Annotated in this window: 20 protein-coding genes; 7 read left to right on the forward strand and 13 right to left on the reverse strand. The window is 65.4% G+C overall.

Annotated elements, in window-relative coordinates:
- Nucleotides 1–26: 26 nt before the first annotated feature.
- The 10 genes from HHL15_RS14785 to HHL15_RS14830 all read right to left on the reverse strand — a co-directional run bounded on the left by HHL15_RS14785 (nt 27) and on the right by HHL15_RS14830 (nt 11190).
- Nucleotides 27–398: a ribonuclease domain-containing protein gene (locus HHL15_RS14785; RefSeq protein WP_169146553.1), complete on the reverse strand. Its 372-nt coding sequence runs from the start codon at nt 396–398 to the stop codon at nt 27–29.
- A 47-nt stretch (nt 399–445) separates the two neighbouring features.
- Nucleotides 446–2062 (reverse strand): tetratricopeptide repeat protein, encoded by a 1617-nt coding sequence (locus HHL15_RS14790; RefSeq protein ID WP_169146554.1) that lies wholly within the window; start codon nt 2060–2062, stop codon nt 446–448.
- A 156-nt stretch (nt 2063–2218) separates the two neighbouring features.
- Nucleotides 2219–4009, reverse strand: a complete 1791-nt coding sequence (gene aspS, locus HHL15_RS14795) for an aspartate--tRNA ligase (protein WP_169146555.1) — start codon at nt 4007–4009, stop codon at nt 2219–2221.
- A 52-nt stretch (nt 4010–4061) separates the two neighbouring features.
- On the reverse strand, nt 4062–4697 hold the full coding sequence (locus HHL15_RS14800) for a DUF502 domain-containing protein (RefSeq protein WP_169146556.1): 636 nt from the start codon (nt 4695–4697) through the stop codon (nt 4062–4064).
- A 26-nt stretch (nt 4698–4723) separates the two neighbouring features.
- Nucleotides 4724–4993, reverse strand: a complete 270-nt coding sequence (locus HHL15_RS14805; protein ID WP_169146557.1) for an FmdB family zinc ribbon protein — start codon at nt 4991–4993, stop codon at nt 4724–4726.
- Between the two features lie 111 nt (nt 4994–5104).
- Nucleotides 5105–5953, reverse strand: coding sequence for a prepilin peptidase (locus HHL15_RS14810; protein WP_169146558.1), 849 nt, complete (start codon nt 5951–5953; stop codon nt 5105–5107).
- An 8-nt stretch (nt 5954–5961) separates the two neighbouring features.
- Entirely contained in the window at nt 5962–7206 is a 1245-nt protein-coding gene (locus tag HHL15_RS14815; RefSeq protein WP_169146559.1) for a type II secretion system F family protein, read from the reverse strand.
- Between the two features lie 22 nt (nt 7207–7228).
- Complete coding sequence (gene pilB / locus HHL15_RS14820; RefSeq protein ID WP_169146560.1) at nt 7229–8944, reverse strand: type IV-A pilus assembly ATPase PilB; 1716 nt, start codon at nt 8942–8944, stop codon at nt 7229–7231.
- 91 nt (nt 8945–9035) lie between these two features.
- Entirely contained in the window at nt 9036–10310 is a 1275-nt protein-coding gene (locus HHL15_RS14825; protein WP_235943406.1) for an HlyC/CorC family transporter, read from the reverse strand.
- A gap of 52 nt (nt 10311–10362) precedes the next feature.
- Nucleotides 10363–11190: a cytochrome C assembly family protein gene (locus HHL15_RS14830; RefSeq protein ID WP_169146562.1), complete on the reverse strand. Its 828-nt coding sequence runs from the start codon at nt 11188–11190 to the stop codon at nt 10363–10365.
- Between the two features lie 38 nt (nt 11191–11228).
- Here HHL15_RS14830 and ffh point away from each other — a divergent pair, with 38 nt between their 5' ends.
- From ffh to HHL15_RS14855, 5 genes are all read left to right on the forward strand, one after another.
- Entirely contained in the window at nt 11229–12590 is a 1362-nt protein-coding gene (gene ffh, locus HHL15_RS14835; protein WP_169146563.1) for a signal recognition particle protein, read from the forward strand.
- A gap of 96 nt (nt 12591–12686) precedes the next feature.
- Nucleotides 12687–14198, forward strand: a complete 1512-nt coding sequence (locus tag HHL15_RS14840) for a PAS domain-containing sensor histidine kinase (RefSeq protein ID WP_235943407.1) — start codon at nt 12687–12689, stop codon at nt 14196–14198.
- A gap of 75 nt (nt 14199–14273) precedes the next feature.
- A complete protein-coding gene (locus tag HHL15_RS14845; protein ID WP_169146565.1) occupies nt 14274–14906 on the forward strand; it encodes a response regulator transcription factor in 633 nt (210 codons plus the stop codon).
- Between the two features lie 111 nt (nt 14907–15017).
- Nucleotides 15018–15563 carry a phasin family protein gene (locus HHL15_RS14850; protein ID WP_169146566.1) on the forward strand — a complete coding sequence of 182 codons (546 nt, stop codon included), beginning with the start codon at nt 15018–15020 and terminating at the stop codon, nt 15561–15563.
- 111 nt (nt 15564–15674) lie between these two features.
- Complete coding sequence (locus HHL15_RS14855) at nt 15675–16451, forward strand: ferritin-like domain-containing protein (RefSeq protein ID WP_235943408.1); 777 nt, start codon at nt 15675–15677, stop codon at nt 16449–16451.
- A gap of 35 nt (nt 16452–16486) precedes the next feature.
- Here the strand turns inward: HHL15_RS14855 and ccsB are convergent, their stop codons facing one another.
- The 3 genes from ccsB to HHL15_RS14870 all read right to left on the reverse strand — a co-directional run bounded on the left by ccsB (nt 16487) and on the right by HHL15_RS14870 (nt 20429).
- A complete protein-coding gene (gene ccsB, locus HHL15_RS14860) occupies nt 16487–17629 on the reverse strand; it encodes a c-type cytochrome biogenesis protein CcsB (RefSeq protein WP_169146568.1) in 1143 nt (380 codons plus the stop codon).
- Between the two features lie 16 nt (nt 17630–17645).
- A complete protein-coding gene (locus HHL15_RS14865) occupies nt 17646–19688 on the reverse strand; it encodes a cytochrome c biogenesis protein ResB (RefSeq protein WP_169146569.1) in 2043 nt (680 codons plus the stop codon).
- 105 nt (nt 19689–19793) lie between these two features.
- Nucleotides 19794–20429 carry a c-type cytochrome gene (locus HHL15_RS14870; RefSeq protein ID WP_169146570.1) on the reverse strand — a complete coding sequence of 212 codons (636 nt, stop codon included), beginning with the start codon at nt 20427–20429 and terminating at the stop codon, nt 19794–19796.
- A gap of 110 nt (nt 20430–20539) precedes the next feature.
- On the opposite strand from HHL15_RS14870, the gene yihA reads away from it, so the two are divergent.
- Complete coding sequence (gene yihA / locus HHL15_RS14875) at nt 20540–21157, forward strand: ribosome biogenesis GTP-binding protein YihA/YsxC (protein ID WP_169146571.1); 618 nt, start codon at nt 20540–20542, stop codon at nt 21155–21157.
- A 129-nt stretch (nt 21158–21286) separates the two neighbouring features.
- The coding region (locus tag HHL15_RS14880; protein ID WP_169146572.1) for a sugar phosphate nucleotidyltransferase at nt 21287–21737 on the forward strand (451 nt) is incomplete at its 3' end.

Here is a 21737-nt window from a genome sequence, read left to right on the forward strand (position 1 = left end):
GTTCTCCGGGCGCAGGAGGCGTCACATCATTCCTGGATGCGGCGAAAGCTGCGGTAATGGTCGCCGCTGTAATAGAACACGCTGGGCGGGTTGCCGCCGCTGACTATGCGGCGGGCACCCCGGTCGCGGGAGCCTGGTGTGGGGACGGTGTATTCCCGGTAGTAGGCCGGAGCCGCGTCGGGGAGGCGGCCTTCGCGGTTCTGGAAGCGGATGCCGTCGCGGCGGTAGGGAAAAGGGCCGCCCTGGTGGATCAGGGCCAGGGTTTCCCGGGCTTCCGGCGGGAGGCGGTCGACGCTGATGGCCGGGACGTCCTCGCGGCCCCAGTCCAGGAAACCGCGGGCTTCGGCACCGGCTGCGGCGAAGAGGAGCAGAAAACTCAGGAGGCGGAGCAGGCTCATGGGCAGGAGGATGTTGCTGATGTCCTGCGAGTGTAGCAGCCCTGTCGTCAGGGCTGGATGCCGTACTTTTTGAGCAGGTTGTAGTAGTAGGCGGTCAGGGCAGGCAGGCGGGGGTTGCCCGGATCGTGCTGGCGGGCCCGTTCCATCATGTTCCGGGCCTGTTCGGCGAAGCGTTCGTTCCAGCCGCAGTTCTCGATGTGCTTGAGGAGGGCCAGGGTAGCGTTGAAGAGCACATGGGCGTTGCCCGGCATCTTGCGCGCGGCGCTCAGCATGAACTGCACGGCGCCGTCGTAGTCACCGCTCTGGGCCTTGCGGGCGCCCTCGGCGACGAGATCCTTCACCTCGCCGTCCATGCGTGTGGCGAGCTGTTCGCACAGCTCGGGCTTGCCGGCTTCCCGCAGGATGGCCTTGGTGCTCTCCAGGGTGCGCGGATCGGGGGCGTTGCGCATGATGTCGAGGACCACCTCGGTGCCATGCTCGACCAGGTTGCTGGCGAAGCAGGCCCGCGCCAGTTCGCGCTTGAGGCCGATGGACAGGCCCGGACCCCCGGTGAGGTCGTCGGCGAGGCTGCGGATGGCTTCCCCTGCCTTGGCCGGGTCACCCTTCTTGAGATGGACCAGGGCGCTGGACAGGCTGGCGCAGCTGCGGGTCTTGTCGAGGCCCAGCATGGAGCGTTCGAGGTCGCGGATGGTGGCTTCGGCCTGCCCGGTATCGCCCTTGCCGAGCTGGGCCTGGATCAGGCGTACGTGGTCTTCGGGGTCGCGGAAGTCGGAGTACTTGCCCTTGCGGACGACTTCGGTCAGGACTTTCTCCGCGGTGTCGTGATCGCCCGTCTCGATGGCGAGTTCTCCAAGGCGACGCAGGCGTCCGACCCGGTGAGGGGAGAGCTGGGTGGCGGTGGCCAGCACCGAGCGTGCGCTTTCCAGCTCGCCCGCGGCTTCCCGGGTGCGGGACAGCCAGTCGTAGGCGTCCAGGAACATGTCGTTCTCGGCCACCAGGCTTTGCAGGATGTCCTCGGCTTCGGCGTAGCGCTTCTGCATGAAGAGAGCCTTGGCCAGCCCCAGGCGGGCCCAGGGGATGCTGCGCTTCGACAGGATGTGGTCGTAGAGGCGCTGGGCGTCTTCGGCGTGACCGCTGATGACCAGCAGCTCAGCGCGCAGGCGCATGAAGTCGATGGCCCACTGGGGATGCTTTTCCTCGCCGGCGACGCAGGCCTGGATGGCATCCGGGGCGTTGCCCAGCTCGATCAGCTGGTAGGCGGGCATGAAGGCCTCGCGTTTTTCGAGGGCCCGCTCGATGCGGTCGTGCAGGGTGTCGGCGGCGAAGGGCTTGAGGATGTAATCGTTGGGCGCCAGTTCTGCGGCGCTGACCACGCGTTCGTACTGGCGCTCGCCGGTGACCATCAGGAACAGGGTGGCCAGCGGGATGATGTTGTGGAGACGCAGGTCTTCGAGCAGGTGCTGGCCGTCCTGGCCGTCGCCGAGATGGTATTCGCACAGGATCAGGTCGTAGCGGCCATCACGCAGCTTGCGCACCGCGACGCCGGCGGTGACGGCAAACTGGACCTTGCTGATTCCGCTCATGTTGAGCATCGTGCGCAGCTGGGTCCGCATGGTGGGATTGGCTTCGACGACGAGAGCGGAAATATTGCCGAGATCGATCACGGAGAGGGGGCGGTCAGTTGCGGGACGTTTATGGATACGGCCTGCAGGCCTCAATCTTGAGGGGGCAAATGATAAAAGCTGCAAGGGCCACGTCTGGGTGTGGCTCTTGCAGCTCTCGGGGGTAGGGCTTGCCCCTCTGCCTCGAGGGGCGGGCAATCACGCGGCGGGCGTCTCGGGGGTCTTGGCGCGCAGGCGGATGTGCAGTTCGCGCAGCTGCTTTTCGTCCACCGGCGACGGTGCGTCGGTGAGCAGACACTGGGCGCGCTGGGTCTTCGGGAAGGCGATCACGTCGCGGATGGACTCGGCGCCGGTCATCATGGTGACGATGCGGTCAAGGCCGAAGGCCAGGCCGCCGTGCGGGGGCGCGCCGTAGCGCAGCGCGTCGAGCAGGAAGCCGAACTTGGCCTGCTGCTCCTCGGGGCCGATGTTGAGGGCGGAGAAGACCTTCTCCTGCACCTCGGCGCGGTGGATACGCACCGAGCCACCGCCGATTTCCCAGCCGTTGAGGGCCAGGTCGTAGGCCTTGGCCAGGCACTTGCCGGGATCGCTGGTGAGCAGTTCCAGGTGATCGTCCTTCGGGCTGGTGAAGGGGTGGTGGCAGGCGGTCCAGCGCTTGTCTTCCTCGTCGTATTCGAACATCGGGAAGTCCACGACCCACAGGGGTTCCCAGGCCTTGCCGTTGACGTAGCCCTTTTCGTGGCCGAGCTTGATGCGCAGGGCACCAAGCGCGTCGTTGACGACCTTGGTCTTGTCGGCGCCGAAGAAGATCAGGTCGCCGGACTGGGCGCCGGTGCGCTCGAGGATGGTGCGCAGCGCGGTTTCGTGGAGGTTCTTGACGATGGGCGACTGCAGGCCGGTTTCGTTGACCTGGGTGACGTCGTTGACCTTGATGTAGGCCAGGCCGCGGGCGCCGTAGATGCCGACGAACTTGGTGTATTCGTCGATCTCGCCACGGGACAGGCTGGCGCCACCGGGGACGCGGATGGCTGCCACGCGGCCGCCGGAGGTGGCGGGGCCGCTGAACACCTTGAAGGCCACGTCCTTGACGGCGTCGGTGACGTCGGTGAGTTCGAGGGTCACGCGCAGATCGGGCTTGTCGGAGCCGAAGCGGTCCATCGCCTCGGCGTAGGTCATGCGCGGGAAGGGGTTGGGCAGCTCGACGGACAGCACTTCCTGGAAGATCGTGCGGATCATCTCTTCCATCATGGCCGTGATCTCGGCCTCGGTCAGGAACGAGGTCTCGATATCGACCTGGGTGAATTCGGGCTGGCGGTCGGCGCGCAGGTCTTCGTCACGGAAGCACTTGACGATCTGGTAGTAGCGGTCGTAGCCGGCCACCATCAGCATCTGCTTGAAGAGCTGCGGGGACTGGGGCAGGGCGAAGAACTGGCCGTCGTGTACACGGGACGGGACCAGGTAGTCGCGGGCGCCTTCCGGGGTGCTCTTGGTGAGCATCGGGGTCTCGATGTCGATGAAGCCCTTGGCATCGAGGAAGCGGCGGAAGGCCATGGCCGTGCGGTAGCGCAGGATCATGTTCTTCTGCATCTGCGGACGGCGCAGGTCGATGACTCGGTGGGTCAGGCGGGTGGTCTCGGAGAGGTTTTCCTCGTCGAGCTGGAACGGGGGCGTGGCCGAGGTGTTGAGCACCTCGATGTCGTGGCACAGCACCTCGATCTCGCCGGACACCAGGTTGGTGTTCTCGGTGCCACCGGGGCGGCGGCGGACCTTGCCGGTGATCTTCAGGACGAACTCGTTACGGACGGTCTCGGCCACATGGAACATGTCGGCACGGTCGGGGTCGCAGACCACCTGGACCAGGCCTTCCCGGTCGCGCAGGTCGATGAAGATCACGCCACCGTGGTCGCGCCGGCGATGCACCCAGCCGCAGAGGGTGACGATCTGGTCGAGGTAGGCGGTCGAAACGAGGCCGCAGTATTGAGTTCGCATGGTGGGTCTGTATTCCTGGAAAAGACGGAACGCGGTTGGATGTGAACCGCGTTTATTGATTCAGAAGGGCAGAGGCCGGCTGGGGCGCACGGGAGCGCCCGGGTGGCGGGGCCACGACGCCCATCGAGATGATGTACTTGAGGGCTTCATCCACGCTCATGTCCAGCTCGATGGCGTCCTTGCGGGGCAGCATCAGGAAGAAGCCGGAGGTCGGGTTGGGCGTGGTGGGCACATACACACTGACGTAGTCGCTGCCCAGGTGGTGGGCGGCATCACCGCCGGGGGCGCCGGTCTGGAAGCCGATGGTCCACATGCCCTCGCGGGGGTACTGGATGAGCAGGGCCTTGCGGAAGGCCTGGCCATTGCTCGACAACAGGGTGTCGGAGACTTGCTTGACGCTGTAGTAGATGGACTTGACCACCGGGATGCGCGACAGCAGGCTTTCCCAGAAGCGGACCATGCGCTGGCCGACGAAGTTGGCGGCGGCCAGGCCGGTGATCAGGATCAGCAACAGGGAGACGACAACACCGATACCCGGGACGTGGAAGCCGAACAGGGCATCAGGCCGGGCTGCTGCAGGTGCCAGCAGGAGGATCTGGTCGAGGGTGTTGATGATCCAGGCCAGCACCACGAAGGTGATGACCACCGGGATCCAGATCAGCAGTCCGGTGACAAAGTATTTTTTCATTCAGCAGCGTACGCGCGCGTCGTCCCTCAGTGACAGGCGCAACTGCCGCCACAGGGCGTGGCAGCCGGTGCCGCCTCGGCCTTGGGAGCCTCGCTCTTCGGGCTGGATCCGCTGCTGCCCTTGAAGTCGGTGGCGTACCAGCCACTGCCCTTGAGCTGGAAGCCGGCAGCAGAGATCTGCTTGGCGTAGGCTTCCGCGCCACAGGCGGGGCAGGTGGTGAGCGCGGGGTCGCTCATTTTTTGAAGGTGGTCTTTCTGATGGCCGCAGGCGGTGCAGCGATACTCGTAGATAGGCATGACGAGCTCCGGGAAGTCAATGGGACGAAGTTTAGCGCATCGCAACATCGGGCGAAACAGACCCGCTTCTGCGCAGTTGGGGGCGGGCCCCCGGATTTCAAGTCGTCCGGGTCAGAGCATGCCCAGATAGGCCTCCGTGAGCGCGTCGCCCCAGTACAGGGACAGGAGGCCGGCGGCGGCGAGATAGGGGCCGAAGGGGATAGGGTTCTCGCGGCCATGGCTGCGGAACAGGATCAGGGCGATGCCGACCACGGCTCCGACCAGGGAAGACAGGAGGATGGCCAGGGGCAGGACCTGCCAGCCCAGCCAGGCACCGATGGCGGCAAGCAGCTTGAAGTCTCCGTAGCCCATGCCTTCCTTGCCGGTGGTGAGCTTGAACAGCCAGAACACCGACCAGAGCGTGAGGTAGCCGGCCGCGGCGCCGACCACCGCGCTGGAAATGTCGGTGAAGGTGCCCGCCAGGTTGAACAGCAGGCCACACCACAGCAGGGGCAGGGTGATGCTGTCGGGAAGCAGCTGGGTGTCGAGGTCGATGAAACACAGGGCGATCAAAGCCCACAGGAAGACCAGGGCACCGATGCCGGCCGGGCCAAAGCCGAAGTGCGCCGCGGTGAAGCCCGACAGGGCCGCACACAGGACTTCGACGAGAGGGTAGCGCATGCCGATGGGCGCCGCGCAATGACGGCAGCGGCCCCGCTGCAGGACGTAGCTGAGGACCGGGATGTTCTCGAGGGCGCGGATCAGGTGGCCGCAATGCGGGCAGCGGGAGCGGGGCGTCGCCAGGTTGAAGCGCGGGCTCTCGGCGGGCGTTTCGCCCCGCAGCGCGGCGGCTTCGGCCTGCCACTCGCGCTCCATCATCACCGGTAGCCGGTGGATGACCACATTGAGGAAACTCCCCACGAAGAGGCCCAGCAGGGTGCAGACCGCCACGAAGACCAGCGGATAGGTAAAGGCTTCCATGCGGAATCTCAGCCGACGACGGCGCCCAGCTTGAAGATGGGCAGGTACATGGCGACGACCAGTCCGCCGATGACGACGCCCAGGAAAACCATGATGAGGGGTTCCAGCAACTGGCTCAGGCCGGCCACGGCATCATCGACCTCACGCTCGAAGAAGTCCGCGACCTTGCTCAGCATGGAGTCGAGCTGGCCCGACTCTTCGCCGATGGAGACCATCTGCACCACCATGGTGGGGAAGACATGGACATTCTGCATGGCGACGGTGAGGCTGGTGCCCGTGCTGACGTCCGACTGGATCTGCCGGGTGGCGTTCTTGTAAACCACGTTGCCTGCGGCGCCGCCCACCGAGTCGAGGGCCTCCACGAGGGGGACGCCGGCGGCGAACATGGTGGACAGGGTCCGCGTCCAGCGCGCAATGGTGGCCTTGCGGATCACGTCACCAAGGACCGGGATCTGCAGCATCATGCGGTCGACGGTGGCCTGCATGGCTGTGGAGCGCTTGTAGCTGGCGGCCACCCCGAAGATTGTGCCGGCGATGATGCCGAAGCCCAGGTACCAGTACTGGACAAAGAAGTCGGATATGGCGATGACGAACATGGTCGGCGCCGGCAGGTCTGCACCAAAGCTGGAGAAAACCTTCTTGAACTCCGGTACGACGAACAGCATCATCACCGCGATGACCAGGGCCGCCACCACCACCACCGCGATGGGGTAGAACATGGCGGACTTGATCTTGGACTTGATGGCCAGGATCTTTTCCTTGTAAGTGGCCAGGCGGTCGAGCAGGGAGTCGAGGATGCCGGCCTGTTCGCCGGCGGCCACGAGGTTGCAGAACAGGGCGTCGAAGTGCACGGGATGGCGGCGGAAGGCCTGGGACAGGCTGCTGCCGGTTTCCACGTTGGCGCGCACGTCGTTGAGCAGTCGCGCCAGTGACGGATTGCCACAACCCTTGATGGCAATGTCGAAGGACTGCAGAAGCGGCACCCCCGAGCGCATCATGGTGGACAGCTGCCGCGTGAACAGGGCGATGTCCTTGTCGGTGATCTTCTTGCCGCGGGAAAAGGTCTGCTTGCGGATCTTGTGGGTCAGGATGCCCTGCCGCCGCAGGATGGTCTGCACCACGGTTTCCGTGGCCGCTCGCATTTCACCGCGGATGATCTTGCCCGTCTTGTCCTTGCCTTCCCAGATGAACATGTGCTCCCGGGCGGCGCCGGCGGCTCGGGTGGGGGCTTTCTTGTTGCTTGCAGTGGCCATCAATCGTTTCCGCGTGGAGCTGTCACTCGTTGGTGCAGGCGAGCACTTCGCTCAGGGAGGTGACACCCTGTTTCACCTTCAGCAGGCCGGACTGGCGCAGATCCTTGACGCCTTCGAGCTGGGCCTGGGCGGCGATGTCCATCGAGTTGCCGTTTGTCATGATTATACGTGCGATCTCCTCGGAGATCGGCATCACCTGGTAGATACCCACCCGTCCCTTGTACCCGCTGCCCTTGCATCGCTCACAACCGCCGGGGCCATAGGGCTGCCAGCTGCCGTCCAGATCTGTGTCGGCGAACCCCGCCGAGACGAGTGCTTCGAGCGGGATATCCTGGGGTTTCTTGCAGGTGCATAAGCGCCGGGCAAGCCGCTGGGCGGTGATCATGATCACCGACGATGCGATATTGAACGGCGCGACGCCCATATTCTTGAGGCGCTCCAGCGTGGAAGGGGCGTCGTTGGTGTGCAGGGTCGACAGTACCAGGTGACCCGTCTGGGCCGCCTTGACGGAAATTTCCGCGGTGTCGAGGTCGCGGATTTCACCGACCATGATCACATCCGGATCCTGGCGCAGGAAGGCGCGCAGGGCGAAGGAGAAGGTCAGCCCGGCCTTTTCGTTGACGTTGACCTGGTTGATGCCCGGCAGGTTGATTTCGGCCGGGTCTTCCGCCGTGCTGATGTTGACCCCGGCCTTGTTGAGCATGTTGAGGCAGGTGTAGAGCGAGACAGTCTTGCCGCTGCCGGTGGGGCCGGTGACGAGGATCATGCCGTAGGGGCGCTCGATTGCGTCGATGAGGGCCGCCTTCTGCTCCGGTTCGTAGCCCAGGGCGTCCACCCCGAGCATGGCGGAGGATGGGTCGAGGATCCGCATCACGATCTTCTCGCCGTGCAGCGTGGGCAGGGTCGACACCCGGAAGTCGATGGCCTTGTTCTTGGACAGCACGAGCTTCATGCGGCCGTCCTGGGGGATCCGCTTTTCCGAGATGTCGAGGCGAGAGATGACCTTGATGCGGGCCGCGATCTTTTCCTTGAGTACCAGCGGTGGCTGGGCGATCTCGCGCAGGATGCCGTCGGTGCGGAAGCGGATCCGGTAGTACTTTTCGTAGGGCTCGAAATGGATGTCGGACGCGCCCTCGTTGATGGCGTCGATCAATAGTTTCTGGATGAAGCGGACGACCGGGGCGTCATCGACCTCCGATGCGTTGTCTTCCTGCGCGGCCTGTTCCCCGCCGTCCACCTGGCCGAGGAGGTCCATGTCGAACTCTTCGCCGGTCAGGTCCTTGAGGGTCGTCGTGGTGGATTCGGAGAGCTTCTCGACCAGGGCGATCAGCTTTGGCGCTTCCACGACCACCGGGTCCACCGCCAGGCCTGTCTGGAAGCGGATCTCGTCGAGGATGCGCAGGTTCGAGGGGTCGGCGAGGGCGAGGGACAGCCGGTTGCCACGGCGCCCCAGGGCCACCACCTGGTGTTTAGCCATCAATTTGCGGTCGATGGCGTCCGCAGGCAGGTGCGCAGGGTCGAAGGCGTTCAGGTCGAGGGTCGGGGAACCGAAGGTCTCGGCTGCAAAGAGGGCGATGTCGGACGCGCTCATCAGGCCGCGGTTGATCACCTCGATAACGAAGTCGTTTGGATTGGCAGAGGGCGAAGAACAGCCGATCGCCTCGGCCTCAAGGAGCTTGCCGTGCTGGATAAAAGCGCGGGCCAGGCCGCTCAGGGCTGCGGAAGGGGGAGAGGACATGCCGTGGCGTCGAAAGGGGAGTCGGCCGGAATAGCCCACCGATCATGCCGTCAGGCGGCGGGCTTGTAAAGCCGCGAAGACATGACAGGCGTTAGCTGTCGGGCCTCGGGCGAAAAATGCGGGCGGTCTTGATGCGTCGGTTCTCCGCCTGGAGCACCTCGATCGCCACGCCGGCGATCTTGACCGACACCCCCGATTCCGGGATGTCCTGCAGGTGTTCGAGGATCAGCCCGTTAAGGGTCTTGGGCCCTTCCACGGGCAGGTTGAGTTCCAGCTTGCGGTTGAGGGCGCGCAGGTGCTGGCCGCCGTCGGCGATGACGCAGCCCTGGGGATCCCACTGCAGGCGGTCGCTGGCATCGTGGGCGCTGGTGGTGAACTTGCCGATCAGCTCCTCGATGATGTCCTCGAGAGTGACTAGCCCGAGCAGCTCGCCGTATTCGTCCACTACCAGTCCGAGGCGCTCCCGGTTTTCCTGGAAGAACTGCAGCTGGGAATAGACCGGGGTGCTGGCGGGGATGAAGTAGGGGCGGGTGAGCATCTCCCGGATGTCGGCCATGCTCAGATGGCGATCGAGGGTCTGCCCGAGGATGCGGCGCACGTGCAGCACGCCGATGACCGCGTTCATGTCGCCATCGAAGACCGGCTGGCGGGTGTGATAGCAGGTGCCGAGGTGGCGTTCGATAGTGTCCATCGGGTCGGCGGCGTTGATGGCTTCGATCTGGTTGCGCGGTGTCATCACGTCCTCGACGGTGATGTCCTCGAGCTCGAACAGGTTGAGCAGGATGCTGCGGTGCTTGGGCGGGATGAAGGCCCCGGATTCAAGCACCAGGGTGCGCAGTTCTTCGGTGGACAGGGCCTGGGCATCTTCTCCTGCCCTGCCGTGCAGACGCAGCAGGCGCAGCAGGCCGGCGACGAACAGGTTGATGAACCAGACGATGAAATACAGGCCGCGCAGCAGGGCGGTCAGCGGGTAGCTGACGATGCACGCAAGGCGATTGGCGTGGTTGGCGCCGATCACCTTGGGCGTGATCTCGGAAAACACGAGGATCAGGAAGGTGACGACCAGGGTGCTGATGCCCAGCACCCATTCCTCGCTGCCGAAGAGCTGGATGGTGATGACGCTCACCAAGGTGGCCGCGGCGGCATTCACGAGGTTGTTGCACAGCAGAATGATGCCCAGCAGCTTGTCGGTTTTTCCGAGCAGCTCGAGGGCCAGGCGGGCGCCGCGGGAGCCCTGCTGGGCGGCGGAGCGCAGCCGGTAGCGGTTGGCCGCCATCATGGATGTCTCGGCCATCGAGAAAAAGCCGGACAGGGCCAGCAGTGTGGCCAGGATTGCCGACTGGGCGGAGAGGGGGATGCTGTTCAAGCGGGTGGGATGAAATGACTCGCGTCGAGTATTCAGCCCGGGTTCCGGCTTGTCAAGCCGGGCGGGCGAGCAGCACTTCGGCGACGAAGCGGCTCCCGACATAGGCCAGCATCAGGGCGGCGAAGCCCGCCAGGGTCCAGTACAGCGCCTTCTTGCCGCGCCAGCCCCAGGCGTGCCGACCTACCAGCAGGCTGCCGAACAGGATCCAGGAGATGATGGCAAAGACCGTCTTGTGGTCGAAGCGGAAGGCCTTGCCGAACAGGGCCTCGGAAAACAGGATGCCCGAGCCGACGGTGAGGGTGAGCAGCACGAAGGCAATGCCGATCAGGCGGAACAGGAGGGTCTCCATGGTCAGCAGCGGCGGCAGCGAGGCGAAGGCACGGGTCAGTCGCGCCCCGTGCAGGCGGCGCTCCGCCACGGCCATCAGGGTGGCGTGCAGGGCAGCCAGGGTGAACAGGCTGTAGGCCAGCATGGCGACCACGAAATGGGCTCTGAACAGGGGCGAGCTGGTGTTGGCCAGCAGGTGCTGGTCCGGGAAGAAGGCCGGCAGCAGGGCGCAGACCGCCGCGGCCGGCATGGCCAGGGTCTGCAGCCCCTCAAGCCGGGCGTAGAGGCTCTCTATCCAGTAGAACAGCATGGCCAGCCACAGCATCAGCGACAGCGCCACGCTGAAGCCGAAGTGGATGCCGGTGCCGGAGAAGAACACGCTGTGCAGCGCAAAGCCGTGCGCCACCAGCGCGCCGAGCATGACGAGCCGTTCCCACGGCAGGAGGCCCTGGCGTGGCGCCTTGGTGGGGGCGAGCCAGCGGCTGTGCCAGAAATGCACGCCAAGCAGGGCGTACAGGGACGCAGGGAGCAGATGAAGTAGAATCGCGGCCATCTTTCAAGTTTACTCCAAGGCCTCGGTCACGAACCATCATGCTGGATAACCTTACTACCCGCCTTGCAAAAGTCGTCAAGACCCTCCGCGGTCAGGCGCGCCTCACCGAAGACAATATCCAGGAAGCCCTGCGCGAAGTCCGCATGGCCTTGCTGGAGGCCGACGTGGCCCTGCCGGTGGTCAAGGACTTCATCGCGCGGGTCAAGGAAAAGGCTGTCGGCACCGAGGTGCTCAGCTCCCTGACCCCGGGCCAGGCCCTGGTCGGCGTGGTGCATAAGGAGCTGACCGACCTCATGGGCGGCGCCCACAGCGGCCTCAACCTGGCCACCCAGCCGCCGGCCATCATCCTGATGGCGGGCCTGCAGGGCGCCGGCAAGACCACCACCACCGGCAAGCTCGGCAAGATGCTGGTCGAGCGCATGAAGAAGAAGGTGCTGGCGGTATCGACCGACATCTACCGCCCCGCCGCCATCGCCCAGTTGCAGACCGTGTCCGAGCAGGCCGGCATCGAGTTTTTCCCCTCGACGCCGGACCAGAAGCCGATGGATATCGCCCGTGCCGCAGTGGACTACGCCCGCCGCCACTACATGGACGTGCTGCTGGTGGATACGGCCGGCCGGCTGGCCATCGACCAGGTGATGATGGAGGAGATCCAGGCGCTCCATGCGGCCGTCAATCCCATCGAGACCCTGTTCGTCGTGGATGCGATGCTCGGCCAGGATGCGGTCAATACGGCCCGGGCCTTCAACGAAGCCCTGCCACTCACCGGCGTGGTGCTGACCAAGCTGGATGGCGATGCCCGCGGTGGCGCGGCCCTGTCGGTGCGTCATGTCACTGGCAAGCCGCTCAAGTTCGCTGGCGTGGGTGAAAAACTGGCGGGTCTCGAGGAGTTTCACCCGGAGCGGATGGCCAGCCGGATCCTCGGTATGGGCGACATCCTGTCCCTGGTGGAGGATGCACGCCGGGGCGTTGACGAGGAGAAGGCCAAGGAATTCGCCCAGAAGCTCAAGAGCGGCAAGGGCTTCGATCTCAACGATTTCAAGGACCAGCTGGGCCAGATGAAGAAGATGGGGGGGCTCTCCAGCCTTCTCGACAAGCTGCCGGCCCAGTTCGCCCAGGCGGCCGGCCAGCTGCAGGGCGGTGTGGAGGACAAGGCAGTGCGTCGCATCGAGGGCATCATCAACTCCATGACGCCGGCCGAACGGGCCAAGCCCGAGCTTCTCAAGGCTTCCCGCAAGCGTCGTATCGCGGCAGGCTCGGGGGTGACGGTGCAGGAGGTTAACCGCCTGCTCAACCAGTTCGAGCAGACCCAGAAGATGATGAAGCAGTTTTCCAAGGGCGGCATGCAGAAGATGATGCGTGCCATGAAGGGGATGATGCCCGGTGGCGGCCTGCGCTGATACGGGCTCGCCTGACTGATGGGGCCGTGAAGCCCCGGGCCTGCCCCGGTCAAGGGGTTGGCAGCGATTCGACCGGATCCGGGAGGGGCGCCGAGGATGCAGGACGCAGGGGCTGATGCATGCGATGTCGCGGGCGCCGACGGAGAGCGCCAGCGGCATGACTGCGAGGTGTGCTATCGCGCCGTCTTCAGGGCGGTGCCTGAGCCCGTCCTGGTCGCCGACAACAGCGGCTTGATCGTCGATGCCAATCCCGCCGCCCACGATCTGTACGGTTTCGGTGATGGCGGCATGCAGGGGGTGTCGCTGGCGGAGCTCTTTGCCTGGACTCCCCACACCTTTGGCGGTCGTCCGGACCGGCTGGCCGCGGGGCCGCATCGCAGCCGGGATGGCCGGCGCTTCATCGGCGAGGCGGTGCTGTCCTACATCGAACGCCCACCCGGGATGCTGGTGATCCTGGTCATTCGCAATGTCACCGAAACGCTGGAGGCCCAATCCCGCCTTGAAGAAGCCGAGGAGCGCTGGCGCTTTGCCCTCGATGGCGCGGGGGACGGTGTCTGGGACTGGTCCTTGGAAAGCGGTGAGATCGAGGTCAGCTCGTCCTTCCGGGCCCTGATCGGCTGGCCGGATGCGGTGCGCCTGCGGCGCGGCGACATCTGGCCCGGGCGCCTCCATCCGGATGATGTCCGCGGCGCGATGGCGGCCTTTGCAGCCCATCTTGCGGGGGCCCGGCCGATTACCGAGGCCGAGTTCCGGCTGCGCCTTGAGGATGCCTCCTATCGCTGGGTCGCCCTGCGCGGCCGGGTCATGGAGCGGGATGCCGCTGGCTTGCCGCGGCGCATGATCGGTACCGTCCGGGATGTCCATGAACGCTACTTGGGCGCCGAGCGGGAAAAGCATCAGCAGCAGGAGCTGGAGCGCGCCGCGCGCCTGATCCACGTGGGGGAGATGGCCTCCTCGCTGGCTCACGAGCTCAACCAGCCGCTCACCGCCCTGCGCAATTTCAGCGCGGTGGCGCTGCGGCGCCTGGACGAGGTGGGGCCCCTGGACGAGCGGCTGCGGGAGCCGCTCAAGATGATCGCCGAGCAGGCCCTGCGGGCCGGGGCGATCGTCAATCAGGTGCGCAGCTTCGCCTGCAAGGGGGGTGGGCAGGCCGGTGCGGTGGCGCTCAACGAGGTCGTGCGTGGTGTGCTCCGCTTCATGGAGTTCGAGACCCGCGCCCATGCCGTGCAGTGCGTGCTGGAACTGGACGAAGCGCTCCCCGCGGTGCAGGCAGACCAGGTGCAGATGGAGCAGGTGGTCAGCAACCTGATCAAGAACGGCATCGACGCAATGCGCAGCGTGCCGTCCGAGCGCGTCCTGCGCATCCGCTCCCGCCGCCTGCCCGATGCCACGGTGGAAGTGGCCGTGAGTGATTCGGGCGAAGGCCTTGCCGATGCGGTGCGGGCCGACCCCTTCGCGCCCTTCGCCACGACCAAGCCCGATGGGGTTGGCCTCGGGCTGGCCATCTGTCGCAGCATCGTGGAGAACCATGGCGGACGTTTGTGGGTCGACAGCAGCAGTGCTGCCGGAACCTGCTTCTGCTTCTCCCTGCCGGTGGCGCGTGTCTGAGTTTCAAGCCTCCGGCGCCGGCCGGAGCCGTGCCCTCAAAAGAAAAAGATGCAGTCTGCCCGCCAGGAGGTCGTCATGAATGCTCCCCTCGTCTGTGTCGTCGACGATGACGATGCCGTGCGCCTGTCCATTGGCCTGCTTGTCGAGACCCTCGGTTTCCCGGTGCGCTGCTTTGCCGGAGCCCTGGATCTGCTCGCCGACGGTGAGGCCCTGGAGGGTGCCCATTGCCTGGTGCTCGATGTGCGCATGCCGGGGCTCAGCGGGGTCGGCTTGCAGGAGCGCCTGGGGCGTCTCGGCTCGGTGATCCCGATCATCTTCGTGTCGGCGCACGGAGACGTGCCGATGGTTGCCCGCGCCATGCGGGAAGGTGCATTCGATTTCCTGCAGAAGCCCTTCAACGAGCAGGTCTTGCTGGACCGGGTCCATGAGGCCGTCCAGGTGGCGGGTAGGCGTCGCGCCGAAGCCGCCTGGCAGCAGGCTTTCCGGGGCCGGCTCGACGCACTGACGGTGCGCGAGCGGGAGGTGCTCGACGGCATGACGGCCGGGCGGCTCAACAAGCAGATCGCCGAGGATCTGGGCATCAGTATGAAGACCGTGGAGCAGCATCGGGCCAGGGTCATGGAAAAGCTGCAGGTCGAGTCCCTCGCCGAGCTCGTCGCCCATGTCATCCGTGCGGCCAGGACCCAGGAGGGGGCCTGGGGCGGTTGACAAGGGTTTACCCCTGTTTTGTCCCGGGAAAGGCCGGATTCGCCTCGCTGCGGCTCTTCGGCAGAATGTTAATTTGTGCTGAATGGCATGATCAACGTAGGGGAGACGCGCATGGCTGCAATGAACTTTGAGCAATTCGGGCGGGCCCAGGCGGCCGCCATGGACAGCATGCTGGCCGTCAGCCGCGATCTGGCGGCTCAGGTGGAAAAAGTGGCGATGCTGCAGTTCGAGGCCGGCAGACAGGCCCTCGAGGCAGCCCAGGCGCTGGCTGCCGTCAGGGACGCGGAAGGCTTCGCGGCGTGGCAGGCGAGCACCCTGCAGCTGGGGGTGGAGCAGGTCTCCGACAATGCCCGGCAGCAATACGCGGTGCTGGTTGAGATGCGCAATGTGCTGGCCGAGGCCGTGCGCCAGTCTGCCGCAGAAAGCACGCAGCAGGTCCAGGCCGGTATCGAGCGTCTGGTGAGTGAGGCGCCGGAAGGGCTGACTCCCTTCTTTGCCGCCTTGCGTGACGGCTTCAACACGCAGCTCGCCGCGATGGAGAATTTTGGCCGTCTGGGTGCGCAGGTGGATGCTCTGACCGGCACCAGCCAGTTGATCGCCCAGGCTGCAGAGGCTGCGCCCCGAAAGCGCGCACCGGCTCGCCGCAAGGTGGTTTGAAGGCCGGGTTCGGGACCATTCCGCGTATTTTCGCAGTGCATCATGGGGCTGGTAAGATCCGGCCCCATGTTGACTGAGCAAGACCTCCATCAAAGGGCCTTCGCGGCCCTCATGACTGCCGATCCGGCTGCCAAGGGTGACGCCGTGGCTGCGCTCTGCAAGGACCGCAGGCGTGGCCTGCTGCCCTTGTCGATGACCCGTTCAGGGCCTGTTCTGCAGGTTGATGACCCGGGACGGCCTTCCCGTCCCGAGTTGGTCGTGCATACCTCCATGCCGAGGCGCAAGCCGGGCTCTCCCGGAGGGCACGCCGCGCTGCTGCACGCCATTGCCCACATCGAGTTCAATGCCATCAACCTGGCGCTGGACTGCGTCTACCGCTTCCGCGGACTGCCCGATGATTACTACGATGGCTGGTTGCAGGTGGCCGCTGAGGAGGCCTACCACTACGGCCTGGTGGTGGATCGCCTGGCGGCACTCGGTCATGCCTATGGAGACTTCCCGGCTCACCGGGGGCTGTGGGACATGGCGGTCAAGACGGCGGACGATCCCCTTGTGCGCATGGCCTTGGTGCCGCGAGTGCTGGAGGCGCGGGGGCTGGATGCGACTCCGCCCATCGTCGCGGCGCTAAGGCGGATCGGTGACAACGCGACCATCGCCGTGCTCGATATCATCCTGCGCGACGAGATTGGCCATGTGGCCCTGGGCGACCGCTGGTTCCGCCATTTCTGTGAAGAGCGCGGCCTTGAGCCGGAGGCGACCTACCTGTCTCTGATGAGCGAGTTTGACGCGCCGTGGCCACCCCGGCCCCTGAATATTGAAGCCCGCCGGCAGGCGGGCTTCAGCCGCGCGGAGATCGCCTGTCTCGAGGCGGGTAAGCCACGGCCCTGAGGGCGGCGGAAGCCGCCCGTCTCGAGGGAGTTGTATCAGAGCGAGCCGTAGGAGTGCAGCCCGGACAGGAACATATTGACTCCCACAAAGGCGAAGGCCGTCACCAGCAGGCCGATCACCGCCCACCAGGACAGCAGCGCGCCGCGCAGCCCCTTGGTGAGCCGGATGTGCAGCCAGGTGGCGTAGTTGAGCCACACGATGAAGGCCCAGGTTTCCTTCGGGTCCCACTGCCAGTAGGTTCCCCAGGCCTCAGCGGCCCACAGGGCGCCCAGGATGGTGGCGATGGTGAAGAAGGCAAAGCCGATGGCGATGGCCTTGTACATCACGTCCTCAAGCACCTTGGCGGGCGGCAGGCGGCTGATCAGGATGCCATTGCGCACCAGCAGGTCTGCCACGCCGATCATCGCCGCCAGCGCAAAGGCGCCGTAGCCGACGAAGTTGGCGGGTACATGAACCTTCATCCAGTAGCTCTGCAGCGCCGGGATCAGGGGCTGGATCTCATGGGCCTCGCGGGAAAAGGTGTACCACAGCAGGAAGGCCACGGCCGCCGAGATCACCGTCAATACGAACGCGCCCATCCTGCGGGTGGCATAGACGCCTTCGTAATAGAGGTAGAGCAGGCCGGTGATCAGGGAGAACAGCACGAAGACTTCGTAGAGGTTGCTGATCGGAATGTGCCCCACATCGGTGCCGATCAGATAGCTTTCATACCAGCGCACGAGAAGCCCCGTGGTGCCCATCGTGACGGCGCACCAGGTCAGTGCCGTGCCGGTGGCCTCGGCAAAGTCGGAGCGCGCGGCGAGGCCCAGCAGGTAGGCGCCGGTGGCGATGAAGAACAGCGCGCTCATCCACATGATCGCGGTCTGGCTGGAGATCAGGTACTTCAGGAAGAAGGCCTGTTCGGCCCTGGCCAGGTCGCCGCCGTAGAGGCTCAGGCTGAATACGGCGAGGCCTGCCGAGACTGCCAGGAATAGCCGGAAGGGCTTCCAGGCCACAACACCGATGGCGGCCAGCGCCGGTACGGTGAGGAGCAGGATGGCCTTGTCGTAGATGTCCATGAAGTCGCCGTACTGGCGCAGCGCAAACAGGGCTCCGCCAATCAGGGCCAGGGCGAACAGGGCGTCGCCGGGGTTGAAGCGGCGCATAAGGGTGGTGGAGTCCTTGTGGGCGATGTCCATGATCGAAAACCTCGTGTCAGGGGCGGGCGGGCGGGGTGAGCAGGGCCGCGATGGCATCCCGATGTTGCTCGAAGCGTTCATCCACGTCCATCGACTTGCGGTTCGAGCCGAGGGCGATCAGCGCCTCTCCCGAGTCTTTGAGAAGGATGAAGAGACGTCGTTCGCGGATGTACAGCATCGCGAACACGCCGAGAACCAGCAGCAGGGAGCCCAGGTAAACAATGGGCTTGCCTGGCGAGCGGGTCACCTGCAGCACGGTGGCCCGGACTTCATCGAAGCCAGTGAGCTGAAGATAGACCGGCGCACCATAGTGCAGACTGTCGTTGGTGGCGTTCAGGGTGTCGCGCAGCAGGCGCGCGTGCGTCGGGGACGGCGTGGGGGCGGGCGCACCGGCTGCGCTGCGGGCGAGGTTCCAGGCCTCCCAGGCACAGCCTTCGAGGATCTTGATGAAGACGTCGGCAGCCTTGTCGCGTTCGCCGGCCGGGATGGTGCTCTCGATGAACTTGCCGAGGCCGTCGAAACCGCCCAGGGCAAACAGTTCGAGGGTGCGCCGGGTGGTCTCCTCGAGGCGTCCGCGCACCGCGCCGGCGGTGCTGGCGGGCAGGGCCGTGGCCGTGAAGCGGCGGGCGAGCTCGGCGTGGCGCGAGGTGTCGAGCAGCACGCTGCGGATCTCAAACCAGCTGTCCGGGCGGCCCTCGCCGTCCATCGGGATGCGCATGAAACGGAAGGGGGCGGAGGGCGAGTCACGCATGCCGGTGAGCAGATACCAGGCGCCGTCCTGCAGGATGGGCTGCATGAAGTTCTGGTACTCGCGGGCCTGGCCGGCCGAGTCGCGCAGCTTGAACTGGATGCTCGGGCCGACGTTCTGCATGTCCTTGCGGGTGGGCGATCTGGCGCCGCTGCCCAGGTGCTTCTCGAGGCGGGTGAGCGCCCCGGCCTCGCTCTCCGGCGCATCAGTGGCCATGTTCTCGATGTTGAAGGCACGGAAGCTGCCCAGCTCGAGGCTGTGATCCAGCCCCTGGCTGGCCAGCTTGAGCGAGTCGCCCACCGCCGCCTCCAGCGGCATGGCGGAGGTGCCGTGGCCCGGGCGCAGGTCGTGGGCGAGCATGCGCATGCGCGAGCCGCCGTCTTCGAAGCTGGCCTGGTACATCATCACGCCGGCGAACTCGAAGGGCTTGTTGACCTCGATGGTCTTCTCGATCGACTGGCCGGTGGCCGGATCGGTGAGCACGATGTCGCTGGCGAAGCGCTTGGGCATGCCGCTCTCGTAGTGCTCGAGATGGAACTTGCGCAGGGATACGGTGAAGGGCAGGTCCTGCAGCAGGATGCCGTCCTGCACATTGACCACGGCGGTATTGGCGCTCTTGCCCTCCGGGATGAAGACGTTGCCGCGGAAGCTCCAGTTGTCGAGGCCAAGCCGGCTCTCGGGGCCGATGTCGGCGATCAGCTGGTTGCCGCTGGTCACCTGTTTTCCGCCGAGTGCCATCCTCAGCTTGAGGGGCAGGTTGCCGTCGAGCAGTCCGCCAACGCAGATCAGCACGATCGCGCCGTGAGCCAGGAAGTAGCCGACCCGGGTCAGGCTGCCCTGTTTGGCGGCGAGCAGGACGCTGCTGTCCCGCTCATCGCAGCGGACCGCAAAGCCTGTGCGCTGCAGGTAGGCCAGAAGTGCCTCACGGGCCTCGGTGCGGGGCTGCAGCAGCGGAATGCGCGCATGGTGGGCAAAGCTGGCCAGCGAGGCTTCCCGGGCGTGTTCGCGGAAACCCCGCATGTCCTTGAGCATAGGGCGGGTCTGACGAACTATGCAGGCCGAGGTGGACAACACCAGGAAGCCCAGGATGGTCAGGAACCAGAAGGAGTTGTAGACCGAGTACAGGCCCAGCTTCTCGAAGACCGGGAACCAGAAGGGGCCGAACTGGCTGAGGTAGTTGTTGTAGGGTTCGTTCTGCTTGATCACCGTGCCGATGATTGACGAGATCCCCAGCACGGTGAGAAGGCTGATCGCGAAGCGCATCGAGCTGAGCAGCTCGTAGAGGGCGCGTGAGGTGCTGCGTGGTCGCATGAAGGTATTGCGGCGGGGCGCCTGAAAACGGGGGGCCGATAAATGGAAAAAGGGGTGGCCGGAACCACCCCTTTTTTAACGGGCTGCGCCGAGGCGCGCCTTGACTCAGCGCAAACCGGCGGCGTAGTCGGCGACGGCCTTGATTTCCGGGTCGGTCATCTTGATGGCGATGGTGCGCATCATCTTGCTCGGGTCGTTGGCGCGCTCGCCGGCGCGGAAGGCCTTCAGCTGGGCTTCGGTGTAGTCGGCGAACTGGCCGGACAGGCGCGGGTACTGGGCCGGCAGGCCGGCGCCGGCCGGGCCGTGGCAGGCCGCACAGGCGGGGATGCCGCGCTTCACGTCGCCGGCGCGCCAGAGTTTCTGGCCGAGCTCGATGGAGGCCTTGTTCTTGGCGGACTCGGGCTTGAGCGTCTGGCTGGCGAAGTGGGCAGCCAGGCCTTTCATGTCGGCGTCGGACAGCGGTGCGGCCATGCCACCCATCACCGGGTTGGCGCGCTCGGCGGGGGCGCCGCCTTCGCTCTTGAAGTTCCGCAGCTGCTTGTAGAGGTAATCCGCATGCTGACCCGCGAGTTTCGGGTTGGCGGGGATCTGGCTATTGCCGTCAGCGCCGTGGCAGGCGCCACAGATCTGTTCTGCAGTCTGTTTCGCCTTGGCCAGGTCGGGCTGGGCGGCGGCCTTGTCTTGAGCCTGGACCGCGCTGGCGGCCAGAAGCAGCGAAAGCAGAAGGGAACGCTTGATCATGATGTCCTCGGAAAGCCAAGAATGTGGATGTCTCAAACCTGCTATTCTATAGCAATTCCAGTCATTTGCGCGATGCAGTAATTGCCTTGCCGCGTAATTCAAGCATCCTCATGTCCCTCTTCCGCAACGCACAGTTCGAGATTTCCATCGCCAAGGCCAGTGGCCTGCCCACGCCCATCGGTCCCGAGGTGGCGTTTGCCGGCCGCTCCAATGCCGGCAAGTCCAGTGCCATCAACACACTGGCCAATCACACCCGCCTGGCCTATGTGTCCAAGACGCCGGGGCGGACGCAACTGATCAACTTCTTCCGCCTGCAGAACGGGGCGGTGCTGGTGGACCTCCCCGGCTATGGCTATGCCGAGGTGCCCGAGGCGATCCGGCGTCAGTGGCAGCATCTGCTCGAGGATTACCTTACCCGGCGTCCCAATCTGATCGGCCTGGTGCTGATCATGGATTCGCGGCATCCCCTCAAGGAGCTCGACCGGACCATGATCGGCTGGTTTGCTCCCAGTGGCAGGCCGATCCACGTCCTGCTCACCAAAAGCGACAAGCTGACCCGCAGTGAAGCGGCGGCCACCCTGGCAAGGGTGCGCAAGGAGCTGGAACCGCTCGGAGATAAGGTGACCGTGCAATTGTTCTCGAGCTTGAAGAAGACCGGGGTTGAAGAGGTCGAGGTGGTGGTTGGATCATGGCTGAAGGCGCCTGATTCGAGCTTGCCGGAAGAATGACCGTTCGATGACGACGGGTTTTCCGGGCGAGGCGTTAGGTTTACCATTGCCGATAATGCGTTGATCCCGCGGTGTGTTTGTTCTGCGGTGTATCTGCCCCGGTTTCCCCACTTTCACCCAGAGCGGCTCATGCAACTTCAACCCGTAATCCTCTCCGGCGGTTCCGGCACGCGCCTGTGGCCGCTGTCGCGCGAACAATATCCCAAGCAGCTCCTGGCCCTGGTGGGCGAGGACACCATGCTGCAGGCCACGGCGGGCCGGCTGGCCGGCTTTGTCGGGCAGCTGCCGGTGGCCGAAGCCCCGGTGGTGGTGTGCAACGAGGAATACCGCTTTGTCACTGCCGAGCAGCTGCGTGCTGCCGGGCGGGCCAGCGGCAACATCGTGCTCGAGCCCACCGGCCGCAACACCGCGCCGGCCCTGGCCCTGGCGGCCCTGGCCGTGGTGGATGCCGACCCGGTGCTGCTGGTGATGCCGGCCGACCACGTGATCCGTGATCTGCCCGGCTTCCAGAAAGCCATCGACGCCGGCATTCCGGCGGCCCTGGGCGGCGCCATCGTCACCTTTGGCATCGTCCCGACCC

The sequence above is a fragment of the Zoogloea dura genome, from assembly GCF_012927165.1.
In the GTDB taxonomy this organism is placed as follows: domain Bacteria; phylum Pseudomonadota; class Gammaproteobacteria; order Burkholderiales; family Rhodocyclaceae; genus Zoogloea; species Zoogloea dura.

Coding starts and splice junctions, on each gene's coding strand:
- HHL15_RS14850 (WP_169146566.1), top strand. CDS start 15,018: ATGGCTGCAATGAACTTTGAGCAATTCGGGCGGGCCCAGGCGGCCGCC.
- HHL15_RS14830 (WP_169146562.1), bottom strand. CDS start 11,190: ATGGCCGCGATTCTACTTCATCTGCTCCCTGCGTCCCTGTACGCCCTG.
- HHL15_RS14855 (WP_235943408.1), top strand. CDS start 15,675: ATGACTGCCGATCCGGCTGCCAAGGGTGACGCCGTGGCTGCGCTCTGC.
- HHL15_RS14815 (WP_169146559.1), bottom strand. CDS start 7,206: ATGGCCACTGCAAGCAACAAGAAAGCCCCCACCCGAGCCGCCGGCGCC.
- HHL15_RS14870 (WP_169146570.1), bottom strand. CDS start 20,429: ATGATCAAGCGTTCCCTTCTGCTTTCGCTGCTTCTGGCCGCCAGCGCG.
- HHL15_RS14805 (WP_169146557.1), bottom strand. CDS start 4,993: ATGCCTATCTACGAGTATCGCTGCACCGCCTGCGGCCATCAGAAAGAC.
- HHL15_RS14865 (WP_169146569.1), bottom strand. CDS start 19,688: ATGCGACCACGCAGCACCTCACGCGCCCTCTACGAGCTGCTCAGCTCG.
- HHL15_RS14840 (WP_235943407.1), top strand. CDS start 12,687: ATGCAGGACGCAGGGGCTGATGCATGCGATGTCGCGGGCGCCGACGGA.
- HHL15_RS14810 (WP_169146558.1), bottom strand. CDS start 5,953: ATGGAAGCCTTTACCTATCCGCTGGTCTTCGTGGCGGTCTGCACCCTG.
- ffh (WP_169146563.1), top strand. CDS start 11,229: ATGCTGGATAACCTTACTACCCGCCTTGCAAAAGTCGTCAAGACCCTC.
- HHL15_RS14785 (WP_169146553.1), bottom strand. CDS start 398: ATGAGCCTGCTCCGCCTCCTGAGTTTTCTGCTCCTCTTCGCCGCAGCC.
- aspS (WP_169146555.1), bottom strand. CDS start 4,009: ATGCGAACTCAATACTGCGGCCTCGTTTCGACCGCCTACCTCGACCAG.
- ccsB (WP_169146568.1), bottom strand. CDS start 17,629: ATGGACATCGCCCACAAGGACTCCACCACCCTTATGCGCCGCTTCAAC.
- HHL15_RS14845 (WP_169146565.1), top strand. CDS start 14,274: ATGAATGCTCCCCTCGTCTGTGTCGTCGACGATGACGATGCCGTGCGC.
- yihA (WP_169146571.1), top strand. CDS start 20,540: ATGTCCCTCTTCCGCAACGCACAGTTCGAGATTTCCATCGCCAAGGCC.
- pilB (WP_169146560.1), bottom strand. CDS start 8,944: ATGTCCTCTCCCCCTTCCGCAGCCCTGAGCGGCCTGGCCCGCGCTTTT.
- HHL15_RS14800 (WP_169146556.1), bottom strand. CDS start 4,697: ATGAAAAAATACTTTGTCACCGGACTGCTGATCTGGATCCCGGTGGTC.